This window comes from Bacillus pinisoli, from assembly GCF_023036475.1.
GTDB lineage: Bacteria > Bacillota > Bacilli > Bacillales > SA4 > Bacillus_BS > Bacillus_BS pinisoli.
The window spans coordinates 35,932-52,792 of the sequence record NZ_JAJQKI010000012.1; the positions used below are offsets into that span (position 1 = coordinate 35,932).

A 16,861-nucleotide genomic window follows, 5' to 3' on the forward strand; every position below is an offset into this window, starting at 1 on the left:
CCCCTTTTTGATTTTTAGGAGTTTCGTTCAAAAACTATTTCTTTAACAAGTTCATTTCATCCACATTAACACTTGAACGATTACGATATAAAGCGATTAAGATGGCTAGACCAATGGCGGCCTCAGCAGCTGCTATCGTAATGGAGAAAAGAGAGAAAATTTGACCTGTAATATCAGGCGCCATTCCATGTTTACTAAATGCTACGAAGTTAATATTAGCTGCATTTAACATTAATTCAATCGAAATTAGTACGATGACGGTGTTTCGTTTCGTTAAGGCTCCATATAAGCCTATGCAAAAAAGAATTAATGCTAATACGAGGTAGGCAGATAACGGAATAGTACTCATTCGTCATTCGCCTCCTTTTTGTCGTCTCTTTTTGCCAAAATGATGGCTCCAATTAAGGTAACGAGTAACACAACAGATGTTAATTCAAACGGTATTATATATTTCGTATATAATGCCACTCCAATTTGCTTCGTGTTTTCCACATGAAGCTCTGTTGCTTGGTTAGGGAATTCTAGAGTGTATATTCCGAAATATACAGAAACCGCAAATGCGGCAATTCCACCTAGTATGAAGAGCTTTTTCCCCATACTTGATTTTGGTTCACTACGATCATTATGTCTCGTTAACATGATTCCAAATAGCATGATGATCGTGATGGCGCCAGAATAGATTAAGATTTGTACGGCTGCCACAAATTCAGCCGACAGTAATACATAAATACCTGCAATACTAACAAATGAGAAAACGAGTGCTACGACCATATGAACGACTTGCGTAAGGTTAATCATGAGGACGCCACCCGCAATAGCTATTAACGCTAACACTAAAAATGCGATAAATTCGCCACTCATGCTTTATTCTCCTTCCGTATATTCGTATCATTTTCATCTAGCCACTCTAGATTTTTGAAAAGGTCATCGCGACTGTATTCGGCAAGCTCGAAGTTGTTTGTCATGATAATCGCTTCTGTTGGACAAACCTCTGTACATAGGTCACAGAGAATACAGATTTCAAAGTTAATATCATACGTATCGATAATTTTCCCTTTTTTCGTAGGGTCTGGATGCTTCTTACCGGTTAGTTGGATACAGTCTGTTGGACATATATTCGCACACTGATTACAAACGATACACTTTTCCGGGTAAAACTTTTGGATACCGCGGAAACGGTCTGGAAGAGGAAGTGGTTCGTTTGGGTAATCATACGTTACTTTTTTCTTTGATAAGTTTTGAAGGGTATATTTTAAACCTTTCGCTAATCCAAGCATGCTTTTTCACACCCCTTTTGAGTCATTCTTTTAGTCATATTTTTAGTAAAGTTTAAACTCAGTTGTTGATTTCCGTTCCGGGACGCTCGCTTTCCGCGGGCGGGCTCGGGAGCCTCCTCGGCGTCCCGCCTGTGGGGTCTCCCGAGCCGCGCTTTTCCCGCAGGAGTCTCGCATCCCTGCACTACAATCAACAGTGCAATAAATCAACAAGGTCTTTAAACAACCTTACTTAGTAAAACCTTAGGTGTTTATTAAAAAAACAATTCCTTCATAAGTGCTGTGAAGAAGATGTTACCTAGTGCTACGGGAAGTAGTACTTTCCAGCCGAATTCCATTAATTGGTCTGCTCGTAGACGTGGGAATGTGTAGCGAATCCACATGAGTAGGAAGACAATTAACATGAACTTTAGTGAGAACCAAACGGCTCCTGGGATAAAGCTTAAGAATTCAAATGGAGGTAACCAGCCACCTAAGAATAAAACAGTTGTTAGTGCTGACATGGCGAATAAGTAAACATATTCAGCTAGCATGAAGAATGCCCAGCGAAACCCTGAGTATTCTACGTGGAAACCGGCAACTAACTCGGATTCTGCTTCAGGTAAGTCAAATGGTGTACGGTTTAATTCAGCAACCGATGCGATAAAAAACACGATAAAGGCAATTGGTTGAAGTAAGATAAACCACATTGTTTCAGCCTGAGCTGCCACAATATCATTTAAATTTAGACTTCCTGATAATAGGATTACCCCAATGACTGACATGACTAATGGGATCTCATACGAAATCATCTGTGCTGCTGCACGCATTCCTCCCATTAAGGCATACTTATTATTAGAAGCCCATCCTCCTGTCACAATACCAATCGTCGTTATTCCTGAGATGGCTACATAATAGAGAAGTCCTACTCCAATATCAGCAAACTGGAATGAATCTGTAAATGGAATGGTTGCTAACACCATGAATGCTGGTGTGAATGCGATAACCGGTGCCATGATAAATAATGGACGATCGGCAAGTTTAGGAATTGTATCTTCTTTTAGTAAAAGCTTAAGTACATCGGCAATTGTTTGAAGTAAACCCCAACGACCACCTACTTGGTTAGGACCGATACGACCTTGCATGAATGCCATTGTTTTACGTTCTGCAAGAATCCCATACGTTACGAATCCTAAAACGACCATAAGAAATGCCGCTGCTAATCCAAAAAATATAAGAAAGTTTGTTAGACTTGGAGCTGATTGTAATAAACCTTCGATCATTAACCATCAACCTCCCCAAGCACGATGTCAATTCCACCTAAGATTGCAATTAAATTCGCCATATTTTCACCCTCAAGGAGTTTAGGCAAGATTTGCAGGTTATAGAATGATGGTCTTCTAAACTTCAAGCGGTATGGCTCTTTCTTGCCATCACTAGAAATGTAGCAACCAATTTCTCCACGAGGAGACTCAATTCGTACAAATGCTTCCCCTTTAGGAGCTTTGATAATCTTTGGAACCTTTGCCATGATGTCTCCCTCTTGTGGGAACTGCTCAACAGCTTGCTCGATAATTTTTAACGATTCTTCAATTTCTTCCATACGGCAGTGGTAACGAGACCAACAGTCACCTTCTTCTCTTACCGGTACGTCGAATTCAAAGCGGTCATAGATTGAATATGGCTCATCTTTTCTGAGATCCCATTTCACACCTGTACAACGAAGATTTGCGCCACTTAATGAATAAGACAGTGCCTCTTCTTTTGTATATTTTCCTACCCCTTTTACACGGGACATAAAGATTTCGTTACCTGTTACCAAGTCATGGTAGCCAGCTAATTGCTTTCTCATATAAGGTACAAAATCACGCACCTTTTCAATCCAGCCTTCTGGTGCATCCCATTTTACCCCGCCAACACGCATATAGTTAAAGGTTAAACGAGCACCTGATAGTTCATTTAGTAGGTTAATAATCATTTCTCTTTCTCTAAATGCGTAAAGGAATGGACTGACTGCCCCAATATCTAGTAAGTATGTACCATACCATACGAGGTGACTCGCTACACGGCCAAGCTCCATCGCTAATACACGTAGATATTCAGCACGTTCTGGCACCTCAAGCCCCATCATCGTTTCAACGGCGTGACAAATGACATAGTTATTCGTCATAGCGGACAAGTAGTCCATTCGGTCTGTATAAGGAATAATTTGTGTATATTGTAAATCCTCAGCAAGCTTCTCTGTACCTCGGTGTAAATATCCGATTACTGGAGTAGCTTCAATAATGGTTTCCCCATCAATTTTAAGTACGATTCGGAAAACTCCGTGTGTACTAGGATGCTGTGGACCTACGTTTAGTAGCATTTCTTCTGTGCGAATCAATGACTACACCTCCACATCGTACGGTTCATAGTCTTTTCTTAACGGATGTCCTACCCAGTCTTCTGGAAGCATGATTCTCGTTAAGTTTGGATGATTTTTAAAGATGATTCCAAGTAAGTCATAAGCTTCACGTTCAGGCCAATTAGCACCTTCCCATAATCCAGCAACCGAGTCGATTACTGGCTCATCACGGTCAATCTTGACCTTTAAAGCAACGGACTGACGGTTTTTGTAAGAATAAAAGTGAACATAGATTTCCATGTGAGTCACATAATCAGTTCCATGTAACTCAGATAAGTATTCAAAGCTTAGTTGCTCATTAAATTTTAGGAATTCTGCAACCTTATAGTACGTTTCTTTTTTCACAAGTAAGGTAGGTACATCTTTTGATAATCGGTTAATATATGATTCTTCTAATACATCACCAAGGTGTTCATTGATCACCTTAACGTATTTATCTAAGTACGGTTGATTAGGAGAAGGTTTTTGCTCTTCCTCTGGAGCAGCTACTTCGTCTGATTGAGCCGCTTTTTTCTTTGCTGCTGCAGCTGCTGCTGCTTTTGCCTTCGCGGCAGCGATTGCTTTTGCCTTTTCATCGTCTCCTGAAGCTCCGCCTGCTTGTGCGGCTGCTTTTGCCTTAGCTGCTGCTGCTGCTTTTGCCTTAGCTGCTGCAATGGCTTTTGCTTTTTCATCGTCTCCTGCTGATTCGCCTGCTTGTGCAGCAAGCTTAGCCTTAGCGGCTGCAGCGGCCTTTGCTTTCGCTGCTGCAATGGCTTTCGCCTTCGCTTTTGCTTCATCATCCATCTCTTCTGAATCATTTAATTCAGTATTACCTTGTTTCGCTAATGCTGCAGCTTTTGCCTTGGCTGCTGCCGCTGCCTTTGCTTTTGCAGCAGCTGCTGCTTTCTTTTTAGCCAAATCGGCATCTTCTTCATCCGTTTGGTCAATTGTACTTTCAGCAGCTTGCTTTTCAGCTAGTTTTTTTAGAGCAGCTTCTTTTGCCTTTTGGGCTGCTTCCTTTTTTAACTCTTCTTTTGTTTTTTCTGCTGAAGCCGGTGCTTCTTCTACCGTTTCCTCAGCTTGTTGTGCTTGCTTTTCAGCTAGCTTTTTTAAAGCAGCTTCTTTTGCTTTCGCGGCTGCTTCTTTTTTTAGTTCTTCTTTTGTTTTTTCAGCAGGTGCAGGTGTAACCTCACCAGACTCTGCTTGAGCTTTTTTCTCAGCTAGACGACGTAGCGCTTCTTCCTTTGCCTTTTGCGCTGCTTCCCGTTTTTGCTGTTCAAGGCTCTTTTCATCACTCATCGACTAGTCACCTGCTTCCCAGTCTTAGCTTCATAGCGAATCTTTTCTTTCAATTTATTTATACCGTAGATTAAGGCTGCTGGATTTGGAGGACAACCAGGTATATACACGTCAACCGGCACAATTTGGTCAACGCCCTTAACAACTGCGTATGACTTCACATATGGTCCACCAGCCGTTGCACAGGATCCCATCGCAATCACCCATTTTGGTTCCGGCATTTGGTCATAAAGACGCTTTAAAACAGGCGCCATTTTTTTCGTCACTGTACCTGATACAATCATGACATCTGATTGACGAGGCGAGGTACGAAAGAATGACCCAAAACGATCTAAATCATAATGAGAAGACCCTACTCCCATCATTTCGATGGCACAGCAAGCTAGACCAAAGGTTAACGGCCATAAAGAGTTACTTCTAGCCCAAGCCTTTAGCTCTTCAAGTGTTGACATAAATACATTGCGTTGTAGCTCTTCCATTTCTTCAGGTGTAATATTCTCTAGTTTTAAATCCATTTCAGCACACCCTTCTTCCATGCATAGATTAATCCAATTAATAACATGACGACGAATATGAGCATTTCAATAAGTGCAAAAATTCCTAGGCTTTCATATGCAACAGCCCATGGATATAGAAAGACGGTTTCCACATCAAAAATGACAAACATTAACGCAAAGATATAATATCTAACGTTGAATTGAACTCTCGCATCATGAAAAGGCTCAATTCCACTTTCATACGTTGTTAATTTTGCATCATTCGGTTTATGTGGACGTAATATACGACCAGCTGTCAGTGCAACAACAGGTAAGATGATACCTAATAATATGAAAATCAGTACAATTAGGTAGTTATTCTGGTATAGATTTAATAATTCCACTTTGATCGCCTCCCTTTTCAACCAGCCATTTCCAATTATAGTTTCACACAAATTTCATAATTCTTCCTTGTAACCGTAAACATTATATCACTTACATATATTCGTGTCGATAAACCTTGGATAATCCTTTAGAAAAAGGGGGACAGATATTTATTCGACAAGTGACAGGCACCTTTTCTTCTCTAAAGGACAGCAAAAAAGCCTTAAGTGAGTAGTCACCTAAGGCTTTTATTCTATATACGTCCCGTAACTTTTAAACGATTCATTGCACGTTGTAAAGCTAGTTCAGCACGACGTAGATCGGTTTCTGCAGTTTTATCTTGTAAACGGCGTTCTGCACGCTCTTTTGCAGCTTGAGCACGAGCGACATCGATGTCGGCTCCGCGTTCTGCTGATTGGGCAAGTACTGTTACTTTATCAGGACGAACTTCTAGGAATCCACCTGTTACGGCAACAAGCTCTGTACCACCTTCATTTTTAAGACGTACTGTTCCGATTGCAAGAGGCGCTACCATTGGAATATGTCCTGGTAAAATACCAAGTTCTCCACTTTGAGCTTTTGTGCTTACCATCTCTACATCAGATTCATAAACGGGTCCATCAGGAGTCACTACACTGACTTTGATTGTCTTCATATCATAAACCTCCTATGTCCGTTTTTTAAACTTCTACACCCATAGATTTCGCTTTTTCAACAACCTCTTCAATACGTCCAACTAGACGGAACGCATCTTCAGGTAGGTGGTCGTATTTACCATCTAGGATCTCTCTAAATCCTTTTACTGTTTCTTTTACAGGTACATAAGATCCTGGTTGACCTGTAAATTGCTCAGCAACGTGGAAGTTTTGAGATAAGTAGAACTGGATACGACGAGCACGGTGAACAACTAACTTATCGTCGTCAGAAAGTTCATCCATACCTAAAATTGCGATAATATCTTGTAATTCTTTATAACGTTGTAAAGTAGACTGTACTTGACGAGCAACATTGTAGTGCTCTTCTCCTACGATTTCAGGTGCAAGTGCACGAGAAGTAGAAGCAAGTGGATCTACCGCTGGGTAAATACCCATTTCAGAAAGCTTACGCTCAAGGTTAGTTGTTGCATCTAAGTGAGCGAAAGTTGTTGCAGGAGCTGGATCCGTATAGTCATCGGCAGGTACGTAAATCGCTTGGATTGACGTGATAGAACCTTTGTTAGTCGATGTAATACGCTCTTGTAATTGACCCATTTCCGTAGCAAGAGTTGGTTGGTAACCTACCGCTGAAGGCATACGACCTAAAAGGGCAGAAACCTCTGAACCTGCTTGAGTGAAACGGAAGATGTTATCAATGAAGAATAATACGTCTTGACCTTGGTCATCACGGAAGAATTCTGCCATTGTTAATCCAGTTAACGCAACACGCATACGTGCTCCAGGTGGCTCGTTCATTTGTCCGAATACCATCGCTGTTTTCTTGATAACTCCAGAATCGCTCATCTCGTGGTAAAGGTCATTTCCTTCACGAGTACGCTCACCTACACCAGCGAATACCGAGATACCACCGTGCTCTTGAGCGATGTTGTTGATTAATTCTTGGATTAGTACCGTTTTACCTACACCGGCACCACCAAATAGACCGATCTTACCACCCTTAATATAAGGAGCTAGTAAGTCTACTACTTTAATACCAGTTTCAAGGATTTCAACCTCTGTTGAAAGCTCTTCAAATGTAGGAGCTTGTCTGTGAATTGCATCACGACGAGCACCTGCAGGAATTGCCTCATCAAGGTCAATATTTTCACCTAATACGTTAAATACACGACCTAGTGTTACATCACCAACTGGAACTGAGATAGGTGCTCCAGTGTCAGTAACTTCTAAACCACGAACAACTCCGTCAGTAGAAGCCATTGCAATTGTACGAACTGTGTCGTCACCAAGGTGAAGAGCAACTTCAAGTGTTAAGTTGATCGCTACTTCGTTTTCACCAGTTGGTGCATGACTAATTGTAAGGGCGTTATAAATTTCAGGAAGATGTCCAGATTCAAACTGTACGTCTACAACAGGACCCATAACTTGGGTAACGCGTCCTTTTGTCATCGTTTTCCCTCCTAGCTTACTAGTAATACATTAATTTTTAGACTTTGTTTATGTCTAGCTCCAGCGCCCAGTCCCTCGAGTGAAAAAGAAAATCACTTTTTCCTAGGTTAAATTACCTGAAGTCAATGAAAGGGAAAAGCACCCTTTCCTTGTCTTCAGAACATTTACTTGTCGGGACTAAACGGGGCGCTTCCGCTTTTCTATTGTTGTTGAGCCGCTGCTCCACCAACGATTTCTGAGATTTCTTGAGTGATTGCTGCTTGACGAGCACGGTTATAGGATAATGTAAGGCTATTAATTAACTCTTTAGCATTATCTGTTGCACTCTTCATCGCCGTCATACGGGCAGCGTGTTCACTTGCTTTTCCGTCTAATAAAGATCCATAGATTAAGCTTTCAGCATATTGCGGAAGTAAAACTTCTAGAATATCTTCTTGTGAAGGTTCGAATTCATATGAAGTTAGCTTAGTAGATGCAGCAATATCAGTTAAAGGAAGAAGCTTCTTCTCTGTTACTTGGTGCTCAATGGCACTTACAAAGTGATTGTAGTATAGATATAACTCATCAAATGTTTCATCTGCAAACATTCCCACTGCTTTATTCGCAATTTCTTTAATATCTGCAAATGATGGTTGGTCACCCAAACCAGTTATTTCAGAAACTACATTTACTCCACGCTTCTTAAAGAAGTTAAGTCCAATCTTACCAATCGCAATGACAGCAAACTCATCGTTAGACTTATGGCGACTTGTCATCGCTTGATAAGCAGCACGGATGATATTACTGTTGTATGCACCAGCAAGACCACGGTCAGACGTAATAACGATATAACCTGTTTTCTTAACCGTTCTCGTTTGAAGCATTGGATGAGATACACCTGAAGTCCCTTGAGAGACGCTAGCTACAACCTCTTGAATTTTTTCCATATAAGGAACAAAAGCTTTTGCATTGTTTTCAGCACGGTTTAACTTAGATGCTGATACCATCTGCATCGCTTTTGTAATTTGACTTGTCTTTTTTGTTGAAGTAATTCTTGATTTTATATCACGTAAGGATGCCAAAGGTTTTCACCACCTTTTTTAAAAATACCGATTTGTCATTTACTGAAAAAACAGTAAATTGGCTAAGCAGCAACTGATGCTGCTTAGCGTAATCTATTACTCAGAAACTACAAAAGTTTTCTTAAAGTCGTTAATTGCCTTAGCAAAGTCCTCATCGCTTGGAAGATCCTTCGTTGTTACGATGTGGTCAAGAAGCTCTTTACGGTTATGCTCTAACCAAGTTAAGTATTCTTCTTCAAAACGAGTGATATCTCCTACTGGAATATCATCTAAGAATCCACGAGTTAAAGCGTAAAGAATTGCAACTTGCTTTTCTACTTTTAGTGGCTTATTTAATCCTTGCTTTAATACTTCAACTGTACGAGCACCACGGTTTAGCTTCGCTTGAGTTGCTTTATCAAGGTCAGAACCAAACTGAGCGAACGCTTCAAGTTCACGGTATGCTGCAAGGTCAAGACGTAATGTACCAGAAACCTTCTTCATCGCTTTAATTTGCGCAGATCCACCTACACGGGATACGGATAAACCTGCGTTGATTGCAGGACGTACACCTGAGAAGAATAAATCTGATTGTAAGAAGATTTGTCCATCTGTAATAGAGATAACGTTTGTTGGAATATATGCTGAGATATCACCAGCTTGTGTTTCAACGAACGGAAGTGCTGTAATGGAACCTGCACCTTTTGCGTCAGAAAGCTTAGAAGCACGCTCAAGTAAACGTGAATGTAAGTAGAATACATCCCCTGGATATGCTTCACGACCTGGAGGACGCTTTAATAGTAATGATAACTCACGGTATGCTGCCGCTTGCTTTGATAAATCATCATATACGATTAATACGTGCTTACCATTGTGCATGAATTCTTCAGCCATTGTTACACCAGCAAGTGGAGCTAGGTATAATAATGGAGCTGGTTGAGATGCAGATGCTGTTACAACGATTGAGTAATCAAGAGCACCATGCTTACGTAGAGTTTCAACTACTCCACGTACAGTTGATTCTTTTTGACCAATTGCAACATAGATACACACCATGTTTTGATCTTTTTGGTTAAGAATCGTATCGATTGCAACCGCAGTTTTACCTGTTTGACGGTCACCGATTACTAATTCACGTTGTCCACGACCAACTGGAATTAGAGCGTCGATCGCTTTAATACCTGTTTGTAATGGTTCATGAACTGATTTACGGTCCATAACACCAGGTGCTGGACTTTCAATCGGACGAGTTTTTGACGTTTCAATTGGACCTAAACCATCAACTGGTTGACCCAATGAGTTAACTACACGACCAATTAACGCGTCACCTACTGGTACTTCCATGATACGGCCTGTACGACGTACTTCGTCACCTTCACGGATTTCCTTGTAAGGCCCTAGGATAACGATACCTACGTTGTTATCTTCTAGGTTTTGTGCCATACCCATGACACCGTTTGAAAATTCTACAAGTTCTCCAGCCATGACGTTGTCGAGGCCATGAGCACGAGCGATACCGTCCCCAACTTGGATTACAGTACCCACATCATTTACTTCAATTTCAGACTGATAGTTTTCGATTTGCTTTTTTATCAGCGCACTGATTTCTTCTGCTTTAATGCTCATGAATTTCACCCCTATCTATTCAATAACTCTCGTTCCACACGAGCTAGTTTACCGCTAACACTACCATCATAGATTCTATTACCAATTCGAAGTTTCACTCCACCTAGAACGGTAGGATCTACTATGTTTTGGATTCTAAGTGATGCCTTGCCAACTTTGCTTGCAAAAGCTTGTGATAACGAAGTTTTTTCATCTTCTGTTAACTCTCTTACAGAGTATACTTTTGCATCCGCAATTCCTCTTTCGTTGTTCGCTTCTTCAATAAAGAAGTCAACAACACCAGGGATAATAGCTTGACGATGACGGTCAATTAGAATTAACAATACATTAAGTACAGGTGCAGAAACATTTGCAAAGCTATCTTTAACTAATGATTTCTTCGTCACCTTTGATACTTTTGGATGGTTTAGAACGGATAGTAATTCTTTATTTTCTTGAAAAACAGTTTTCACTGCTAAAAGTTCGTTTTCAACCTGTTCTAGAATATTCTGTTCCTTAGCTACTTGAAAAAGAGCAGTCGCGTAGCGTTTCGCTACTGTACCGTTACTCATCGTGCTTCTCCAAGATCTTGGATGTAATCATTGATTAACTTTTGTTGATCTTGCTCGTTAAGTTCTTTTTCAATAACTTTAGACGCAATTAGAACAGATAATGAAGCAACTTGCTCACGTAAAGCAGCAATTGCCTGGTCTTTTTCTTGTGCAATTTCTTTAACTGCAGATTCTTTAATACGAGTTGCTTCTGTGCGAGCTTCTAGAATAATGCTATTCTTTTGCTCTTCGCCTAGCTTCTTCGCATTTTCAATTAGCTCTTGAGCTTCTTGACGAGATTGCTTTAGCATTTCGCGTTGTTCTTCAACAAGCTTCTTAGCTTCCGCATTACTTTGTTCAGCAGAACTAATCTCACTTGAAATGTGTTGTTCACGCTGTTTCATAATACCCATTAAAGGACCAAATGCAAACTTACGTAAAAGTGCTAAAAGAACAAGGAAGATAAATAACTGGTATAAGATATCGCCAGTATTTAATTCAAAACCAGTTCCAGCACCAAGGATAAATAAATCTAAATTGAACGGCACATTGTTCACTCCCTTCGAAGAGTTCCATTACATTTCTCAACATGTCGTGTTGATGTTGATAAATTCTCATATACAAACATAAAGCAATGGCGAAGATTCACTAGGAAGTTACTTCGCCATTTTCAGCTGCAGTGGTATCAAGCAATGCTTTTGACCACTGCAAAAGCTTAATTATTAAGCATTAGCTCCGAATACCATGAACGCGATAACAACCGCGATGATCGGAATCGCCTCAACTAACGCTACCCCAATGAACATTGTTGTTTGAAGTGTACCACGTAATTCTGGTTGACGAGCAATCCCCTCAACTGTACGAGATACGATTAAACCGTTACCAATACCTGCACCAAGTGCCGCTAAACCAATTGCAATTGCAGCTGCTAATAAACCCATTATAAAAGTCCTCCTTAAAATGTTGAAAATATTTTTTTAATCATGAATTAAATATAATTAATGGTCATGACTCACTTTGTGCGCCATGTAAACCATTGTTAACATAACGAAGATAAATGCTTGAATTGCACCTACGAAAATACTAAATCCTTGCCACACCAACATTGGTATTGCTGCAACAAGTGAACCTACGATTCCACTTCCGACACCATCAAGATAGCCGTTTACAGCTAACCCTGCTAATAATCCAAGTAGAATTTCCCCTGCAAAAATGTTTCCGTATAAACGAAGACCTAATGTTAGGGTGTTTGCAAATTCCTCAATAATCTTTAGTGGGAATAAGAATGCCATCGGCTTGAAGAACTCTCGCCCATATTCAGAAGCACCCTTCATCTTTATCCCATAGAAGTGTGTTAAAGCTACCACCATTACAGCTAATGTCAATGTGATCATCGGATCTGCTGTAGGTGATTTCCACCAAAGCTCATGCGTTGCATCATTTATGATGGCAAATGGTAGACCAACCATGTTGGCTACAAATACATACATTAATAGTGTCATCCCTAATGTTAGGAATCTACCTCCTGTATGCCAGTCCATCGTACTGCTGATAATACCTCTTACAAAATCCATTACCCACTCCATGAAGTTTTGTACCCCAGTTGGTTTCATAGATAATGAACGAGTAGCAATAATAGCGATGATAAACACAATAACAGCCGCAATAGTCGTCATCATCATATTTGACAAACTAAACCAAAGCCCAAATAACTCAATACTAGGAGCTGCGTGTTCCAAATTGTATTCACCTCTCTTCCAGGTTCTTACGTATAGTTTGGATGATAATATCTATCATAATGACAATATATAAAGTCATTAATCCCACAATTGTTCCAGCGATATGAAATAACTCTGGATATCGGTACGAAATTAACACTGCTAACGCCGCTGACGCTAGTCTTGTAAAGGTACCAATCGATCTTGCACTTCTTCCTTCTGCCACAGCCTGTCCGAATCGTTCTGTTTTCCGGACCATCACCCACAAGTTATATAAACTCAATGCTGTACCCAGTATAAGCCCTAAAAAAACAGCTTGGTAAGGTGTGAATCCCCATCCTAGTACATATAAAGCTAGCAAATAAAATATGTATTTTTTATACCTTACATAGATGCCTTTTAGATCGGACATTGAATTTATTCTCCTGAGAAGTAGTGACTAACCAACCTCAACATCGCAAACACCCCTGCTGCTAGTCCTACGAGGAGGCCGATAATTAAAAATAGAGGAAAGGTTCCAATCATTTGGTCAATCCATCTTCCTCCGAAGATTCCAATTAAAATCGAACCAACTAATTGTGAAAGTATAGCAGTCATTAAAGCCATCGCATGAAGTGGATGTCTATTCTTTTGGGGCATAAATGCTCTCCCTTCGGACAAGTTTCTTTGTCTGAAAATTCAGGGAAAACCCTTGGTAAATCTCGCTTGTAACCCTTATCATCATACCCTTTGTAAGCATACAATAGGGTATTGTCAATGTCAATGTGTTACTTTGAAAAAGTTATACACCCCTTTTTGGTGTTTGCAAAATGTTCACATTTATTTTTGCAGCTAACTATCGCACTCTTATGTGAAGATGACCATCAAGCCCATCTTTATTTATAAGCATAAAGAGGAAGGAATTATCTTCTATACTGAAGAACCTTCCTAATCAACCGCAGTGACCATCGTTACAATTATTCACAGTTATGAACTTTTTATCCCCAAATATTAATAGAAAACACTTTCTAATTAAGACTTATTTTTTTAACACATAAGAATCATCAATAGTAATCATCGTCTCAATTGTATCCTCTTTACCTTTAAATTTTACAAAGACCAAACCTTGAAACGTACCACTGACTCCAATCTCTTCTTTTACTAACTCCTTCTTCACTATTCCTCTTGATACATCTTTTGTAAAATCGAGAAATTTAATAAAGCGCAATGAGTCTGGATCATACAAAGCAATACCAAATTCCTCTGCACCTCCTGGCAAATAGGCTTCATAGATAAATGAATCTGGCTTATCACCAGGTCCGAATTGGAAACCCATAATCCTAGGATAGTTAGGTTCCTCTACCACAAACAAGTAAGGCACGTGAATTGGATTTCCTTCTTCATAGATCGTTAGCCAGTCTGAATAGATACCTTCTTTTAACACAAACGGAGAAATATCTAGTGTAATGGTCAATTTTCGTTTTTCCATCGAACTTAATGTAAATGTAGAAGGTAGTTTCCATTGTAGGCCATTTTCTGCTCTAGGTTGCTTAAAGGTAACCTCTTTCTTTTTATTACTAAGGTTTTCAATTGTCAGCGTGATTTGCTTTTCGGTACGTGGATCTTTTTGGTGAAACATTCCAAACGAAATAGAGCCTGGGTACACAAGGGTATCTGCTTTTACCGCTTGGTCTATCTGAATCCTTCCCGCCCCTTGAACTATTGGTTCGTATAGTACTGCTCCATCCTTTAGTCGCTTTGCTGTATTCATCAGAGCCGCCTTAATTTGTTCTGGATTCCAGTCGGGATGAGCCTGTTTGACAAGAGCTGCTGCACCTGCGACATGCGGGGCTGCCATACTTGTTCCTTGAAGTGATATATAGCCGTTCGGAATCGTACTTGTAATGGCCACTCCAGGGGCAACTACGTCTGGTTTGATATCCCATGTGTACGTAACCGGTCCTCTAGAACTAAAGTCAGCCATACTATCTTCAACTTTTTTAAATTTTGTATGGATATATGATGTGGTAACAAGTTCTTTTTGAATATACTCACCGTCTTCTTTCGAGATGGACACGACCGGAATTGGGAACTCCATTTCAAGTCCTCCGGCGAAACTACCCGGTACATTATTATAGATAACGATTCCTGCTGCTCCTTTTTCATAAGCATTCATGACCTTCTCAGTAAAAGGAATAGTTCCTCTTTCAATGAGTGCTATATTTCCTTTTACATTATTGGGAATTTCTTCAGGATATCCTTTTCCCGCTTTTACTAGCTTTACTTCTTTTGAAAATTCCCACGGTTTAGCACCTTGCATCGGTGTTAACTCAATTTGCTTTGTTATGTTACTTTCACTAAATGATAGAAAAGGTACTTGAATAGGGGGAGTTGACGCACCAACAGATATTGCCTTAGACGCAGTTCCTGGTGAGCCCACAGTCCACATCTCCGGACCAGAGTTACCACTAGAGGTAACCGCAACAATCCCACTTTCTACTGCTTTGTTTAACGCAAGACTAGTTGGCCAATCTGGACCATTTACATTATTACCGAGAGATAAGTTAATAACATCCACTTTATCCTTGATAGCTTTTTCAATGGCAGCTATCACTTGCTCTGAAGTGCCCATACCTCCTGGTCCAAGCGCTCGATACGCAATAATCTCTGCTTCAGGAGCAACACCATGAATTTTTCCATTTGCTGCAATGATGCCCGCTACATGGGTACCATGTAGGGTTGGCATGCCTTGAGAAGCCTTTGTCTCCATTGGATCTTTATCATGATCGACTAGATCAAAGCCTCCCTTAAAATTTCTACGAAGATCAGGATGCGAATAATCGACACCAGTATCAATGACACCGACTTTTATCCCTTCCCCCGTCAACCTATGATTGTGAATATCCAAATAGCTTCTAATATTCTCTGCTCCTATATAAGGCACACTTTTCTCAATGGTCGCCTGGTACTGATGGTTTGGATATACATCTATCACACCAGTAATAGAAGCAATCTTCTTAATATCCCGCTTTCGACCAGAAAGCGAAACCCCATCAAAGACTGTAGAGAAAACTGATGAAATTGTAACTGAAGGAAAATCATTCAACTTTTCAATGACTTTTTGTTTCTCTGAAGGCTCCGTCAGAACAATGACAGATTCAACTTCATCCCCCTGATCCGCTGGCAGTGGAGGACGTTCCGGAAACAAAAAGACGGAACTTGCTCCAGAAATAGTCGGTACAATCGAAGTAACTAGCAATGTTGTTAAAAACAATACCTTGACTAATTTAAGCATTTATCCCACCTCTTACCATAGCGTGCTCCACAATACTGTATTCCATTCTCATATTGAGGAAGGGACTTCGCTTTAACACAGTAAAGGAGTGGGGGACAGGCCCCCACTCCTTTACTGTGTTAAAGTTCTTTTCATTATTTTGTTCCGAATAAACGGTCGCCCGCGTCTCCTAATCCTGGAACGATGTAGCCGTGATCGTTTAGCTTTTCATCCATGGCAGCTAAGTATATGTCTACGTCTGGATGTGCCTTTTGAACGACTTCGACTCCTTCTGGTGCAGCGATAATACACATTAACTTGATGTTTTTAGCACCGCGCTTTTTTAAGGAGTTAATTGCTTCAGCTGCAGAACCACCTGTTGCAAGCATCGGGTCAAGGACGATGAAGTCTCTTTCTTCTACATCACTAGGCAGTTTTATGTAATACTCTACTGGTTGAAGTGTTTCTGGGTCACGGTATAATCCAACATGTCCAACTTTTGCAGCTGGAATTAACTTCAGGATCCCATCTACCATTCCTAAACCAGCACGCAGTATAGGAATGAGTCCTAATTTTTTCCCAGCGATTACCTTTGATTTTGCGATAGCCACTGGCGTCTCAATGTCAACCTCTGCTAATGGTAGGTCACGTGTAATTTCAAATGCCATTAAGCTTGCCACTTCGTCTACTAATTCACGAAACTCTTTTGTTCCTGTTTTTTTATCACGAATATATGATAACTTATGTTGAATCAGTGGATGATCAAACACATAAACTTTGCTCATTTATGTCAGCTC

At 40.4% G+C, this 16,861-nt stretch carries 20 protein-coding genes; all 20 read right to left on the minus strand.

Annotation, left to right across the window (positions count from 1 at the left end; translation table 11 throughout):
• Positions 1–34: 34 nt before the first annotated feature.
• Positions 35–349, minus strand: a complete 315-nt coding sequence (nuoK, locus tag LT143_RS15815) for an NADH-quinone oxidoreductase subunit NuoK (protein ID WP_246944405.1) — start codon at positions 347–349, stop codon at positions 35–37.
• Entirely contained in the window at positions 346–861 is a 516-nt protein-coding gene (locus tag LT143_RS15820) for an NADH-quinone oxidoreductase subunit J (protein WP_246944407.1), read from the minus strand. Before LT143_RS15820 ends, nuoK begins: the two co-directional genes overlap by 4 nt.
• A complete protein-coding gene (nuoI, locus tag LT143_RS15825) occupies positions 858–1,277 on the minus strand; it encodes an NADH-quinone oxidoreductase subunit NuoI (protein WP_246944409.1) in 420 nt (139 codons plus the stop codon). Before nuoI ends, LT143_RS15820 begins: the two co-directional genes overlap by 4 nt.
• A gap of 251 nt (positions 1,278–1,528) precedes the next feature.
• Positions 1,529–2,536 carry an NADH-quinone oxidoreductase subunit NuoH gene (gene nuoH / locus LT143_RS15830; RefSeq protein WP_246944412.1) on the minus strand — a complete coding sequence of 336 codons (1,008 nt, stop codon included), beginning with the start codon at positions 2,534–2,536 and terminating at the stop codon, positions 1,529–1,531.
• Positions 2,536–3,636 (minus strand): NADH-quinone oxidoreductase subunit D, encoded by a 1,101-nt coding sequence (locus tag LT143_RS15835; protein ID WP_246944415.1) that lies wholly within the window; start codon positions 3,634–3,636, stop codon positions 2,536–2,538. The genes nuoH and LT143_RS15835 overlap by 1 nt, the downstream gene beginning before the upstream one ends.
• 3 nt (positions 3,637–3,639) lie before the next feature.
• A complete protein-coding gene (locus LT143_RS15840) occupies positions 3,640–4,935 on the minus strand; it encodes an NADH-quinone oxidoreductase subunit C (protein WP_246944418.1) in 1,296 nt (431 codons plus the stop codon).
• Positions 4,932–5,450 (minus strand): NuoB/complex I 20 kDa subunit family protein, encoded by a 519-nt coding sequence (locus LT143_RS15845; protein WP_163180379.1) that lies wholly within the window; start codon positions 5,448–5,450, stop codon positions 4,932–4,934. Before LT143_RS15845 ends, LT143_RS15840 begins: the two co-directional genes overlap by 4 nt.
• The gene (locus LT143_RS15850; RefSeq protein WP_246944421.1) at positions 5,441–5,815 is read right to left on the minus strand and encodes an NADH-quinone oxidoreductase subunit A; all 375 of its coding nucleotides are present in this window, start codon (positions 5,813–5,815) and stop codon (positions 5,441–5,443) included. The genes LT143_RS15845 and LT143_RS15850 overlap by 10 nt, the downstream gene beginning before the upstream one ends.
• 233 nt (positions 5,816–6,048) lie before the next feature.
• A complete protein-coding gene (locus LT143_RS15855) occupies positions 6,049–6,450 on the minus strand; it encodes a F0F1 ATP synthase subunit epsilon (RefSeq protein WP_246944424.1) in 402 nt (133 codons plus the stop codon).
• A 25-nt stretch (positions 6,451–6,475) separates the two neighbouring features.
• Positions 6,476–7,897, minus strand: coding sequence for a F0F1 ATP synthase subunit beta (gene atpD / locus LT143_RS15860; RefSeq protein ID WP_246944427.1), 1,422 nt, complete (start codon positions 7,895–7,897; stop codon positions 6,476–6,478).
• Positions 7,898–8,097: 200 nt separating this feature from the next.
• The gene (locus LT143_RS15865; RefSeq protein WP_246944430.1) at positions 8,098–8,958 is read right to left on the minus strand and encodes a F0F1 ATP synthase subunit gamma; all 861 of its coding nucleotides are present in this window, start codon (positions 8,956–8,958) and stop codon (positions 8,098–8,100) included.
• 96 nt (positions 8,959–9,054) lie between these two features.
• Positions 9,055–10,563 (minus strand): F0F1 ATP synthase subunit alpha, encoded by a 1,509-nt coding sequence (gene atpA / locus LT143_RS15870; protein ID WP_246944434.1) that lies wholly within the window; start codon positions 10,561–10,563, stop codon positions 9,055–9,057.
• 11 nt (positions 10,564–10,574) lie between these two features.
• Positions 10,575–11,114, minus strand: a complete 540-nt coding sequence (locus LT143_RS15875; RefSeq protein WP_246944437.1) for a F0F1 ATP synthase subunit delta — start codon at positions 11,112–11,114, stop codon at positions 10,575–10,577.
• On the minus strand, positions 11,111–11,641 hold the full coding sequence (atpF, locus tag LT143_RS15880) for a F0F1 ATP synthase subunit B (RefSeq protein WP_246944440.1): 531 nt from the start codon (positions 11,639–11,641) through the stop codon (positions 11,111–11,113). The genes LT143_RS15875 and atpF overlap by 4 nt, the downstream gene beginning before the upstream one ends.
• A gap of 174 nt (positions 11,642–11,815) precedes the next feature.
• The gene (atpE, locus tag LT143_RS15885) at positions 11,816–12,034 is read right to left on the minus strand and encodes a F0F1 ATP synthase subunit C (protein WP_246944443.1); all 219 of its coding nucleotides are present in this window, start codon (positions 12,032–12,034) and stop codon (positions 11,816–11,818) included.
• Between the two features lie 57 nt (positions 12,035–12,091).
• A complete protein-coding gene (gene atpB / locus LT143_RS15890) occupies positions 12,092–12,832 on the minus strand; it encodes a F0F1 ATP synthase subunit A (protein WP_246944445.1) in 741 nt (246 codons plus the stop codon).
• Positions 12,833–12,839: 7 nt separating this feature from the next.
• Complete coding sequence (locus tag LT143_RS15895) at positions 12,840–13,223, minus strand: ATP synthase subunit I (protein WP_246944448.1); 384 nt, start codon at positions 13,221–13,223, stop codon at positions 12,840–12,842.
• 5 nt (positions 13,224–13,228) lie between these two features.
• Complete coding sequence (locus LT143_RS15900) at positions 13,229–13,450, minus strand: AtpZ/AtpI family protein (protein WP_246944450.1); 222 nt, start codon at positions 13,448–13,450, stop codon at positions 13,229–13,231.
• Between the two features lie 379 nt (positions 13,451–13,829).
• A complete protein-coding gene (locus LT143_RS15905) occupies positions 13,830–16,085 on the minus strand; it encodes a S8 family serine peptidase (protein ID WP_272495828.1) in 2,256 nt (751 codons plus the stop codon).
• Positions 16,086–16,219: 134 nt separating this feature from the next.
• Complete coding sequence (gene upp, locus LT143_RS15910) at positions 16,220–16,849, minus strand: uracil phosphoribosyltransferase (protein ID WP_246944454.1); 630 nt, start codon at positions 16,847–16,849, stop codon at positions 16,220–16,222.
• Positions 16,850–16,861: the final 12 nt, after the last annotated feature.

Coding starts and splice junctions, on each gene's coding strand:
- nuoK (WP_246944405.1), bottom strand. CDS start 349: ATGAGTACTATTCCGTTATCTGCCTACCTCGTATTAGCATTAATTCTT.
- LT143_RS15820 (WP_246944407.1), bottom strand. CDS start 861: ATGAGTGGCGAATTTATCGCATTTTTAGTGTTAGCGTTAATAGCTATT.
- nuoI (WP_246944409.1), bottom strand. CDS start 1,277: ATGCTTGGATTAGCGAAAGGTTTAAAATATACCCTTCAAAACTTATCA.
- nuoH (WP_246944412.1), bottom strand. CDS start 2,536: ATGATCGAAGGTTTATTACAATCAGCTCCAAGTCTAACAAACTTTCTT.
- LT143_RS15840 (WP_246944418.1), bottom strand. CDS start 4,935: ATGAGTGATGAAAAGAGCCTTGAACAGCAAAAACGGGAAGCAGCGCAA.
- LT143_RS15845 (WP_163180379.1), bottom strand. CDS start 5,450: ATGGATTTAAAACTAGAGAATATTACACCTGAAGAAATGGAAGAGCTA.
- LT143_RS15855 (WP_246944424.1), bottom strand. CDS start 6,450: ATGAAGACAATCAAAGTCAGTGTAGTGACTCCTGATGGACCCGTTTAT.
- atpD (WP_246944427.1), bottom strand. CDS start 7,897: ATGACAAAAGGACGCGTTACCCAAGTTATGGGTCCTGTTGTAGACGTA.
- atpA (WP_246944434.1), bottom strand. CDS start 10,563: ATGAGCATTAAAGCAGAAGAAATCAGTGCGCTGATAAAAAAGCAAATC.
- LT143_RS15875 (WP_246944437.1), bottom strand. CDS start 11,114: ATGAGTAACGGTACAGTAGCGAAACGCTACGCGACTGCTCTTTTTCAA.
- atpE (WP_246944443.1), bottom strand. CDS start 12,034: ATGGGTTTATTAGCAGCTGCAATTGCAATTGGTTTAGCGGCACTTGGT.
- LT143_RS15895 (WP_246944448.1), bottom strand. CDS start 13,223: ATGTCCGATCTAAAAGGCATCTATGTAAGGTATAAAAAATACATATTT.
- LT143_RS15900 (WP_246944450.1), bottom strand. CDS start 13,450: ATGCCCCAAAAGAATAGACATCCACTTCATGCGATGGCTTTAATGACT.
- LT143_RS15905 (WP_272495828.1), bottom strand. CDS start 16,085: ATGCTTAAATTAGTCAAGGTATTGTTTTTAACAACATTGCTAGTTACT.
- upp (WP_246944454.1), bottom strand. CDS start 16,849: ATGAGCAAAGTTTATGTGTTTGATCATCCACTGATTCAACATAAGTTA.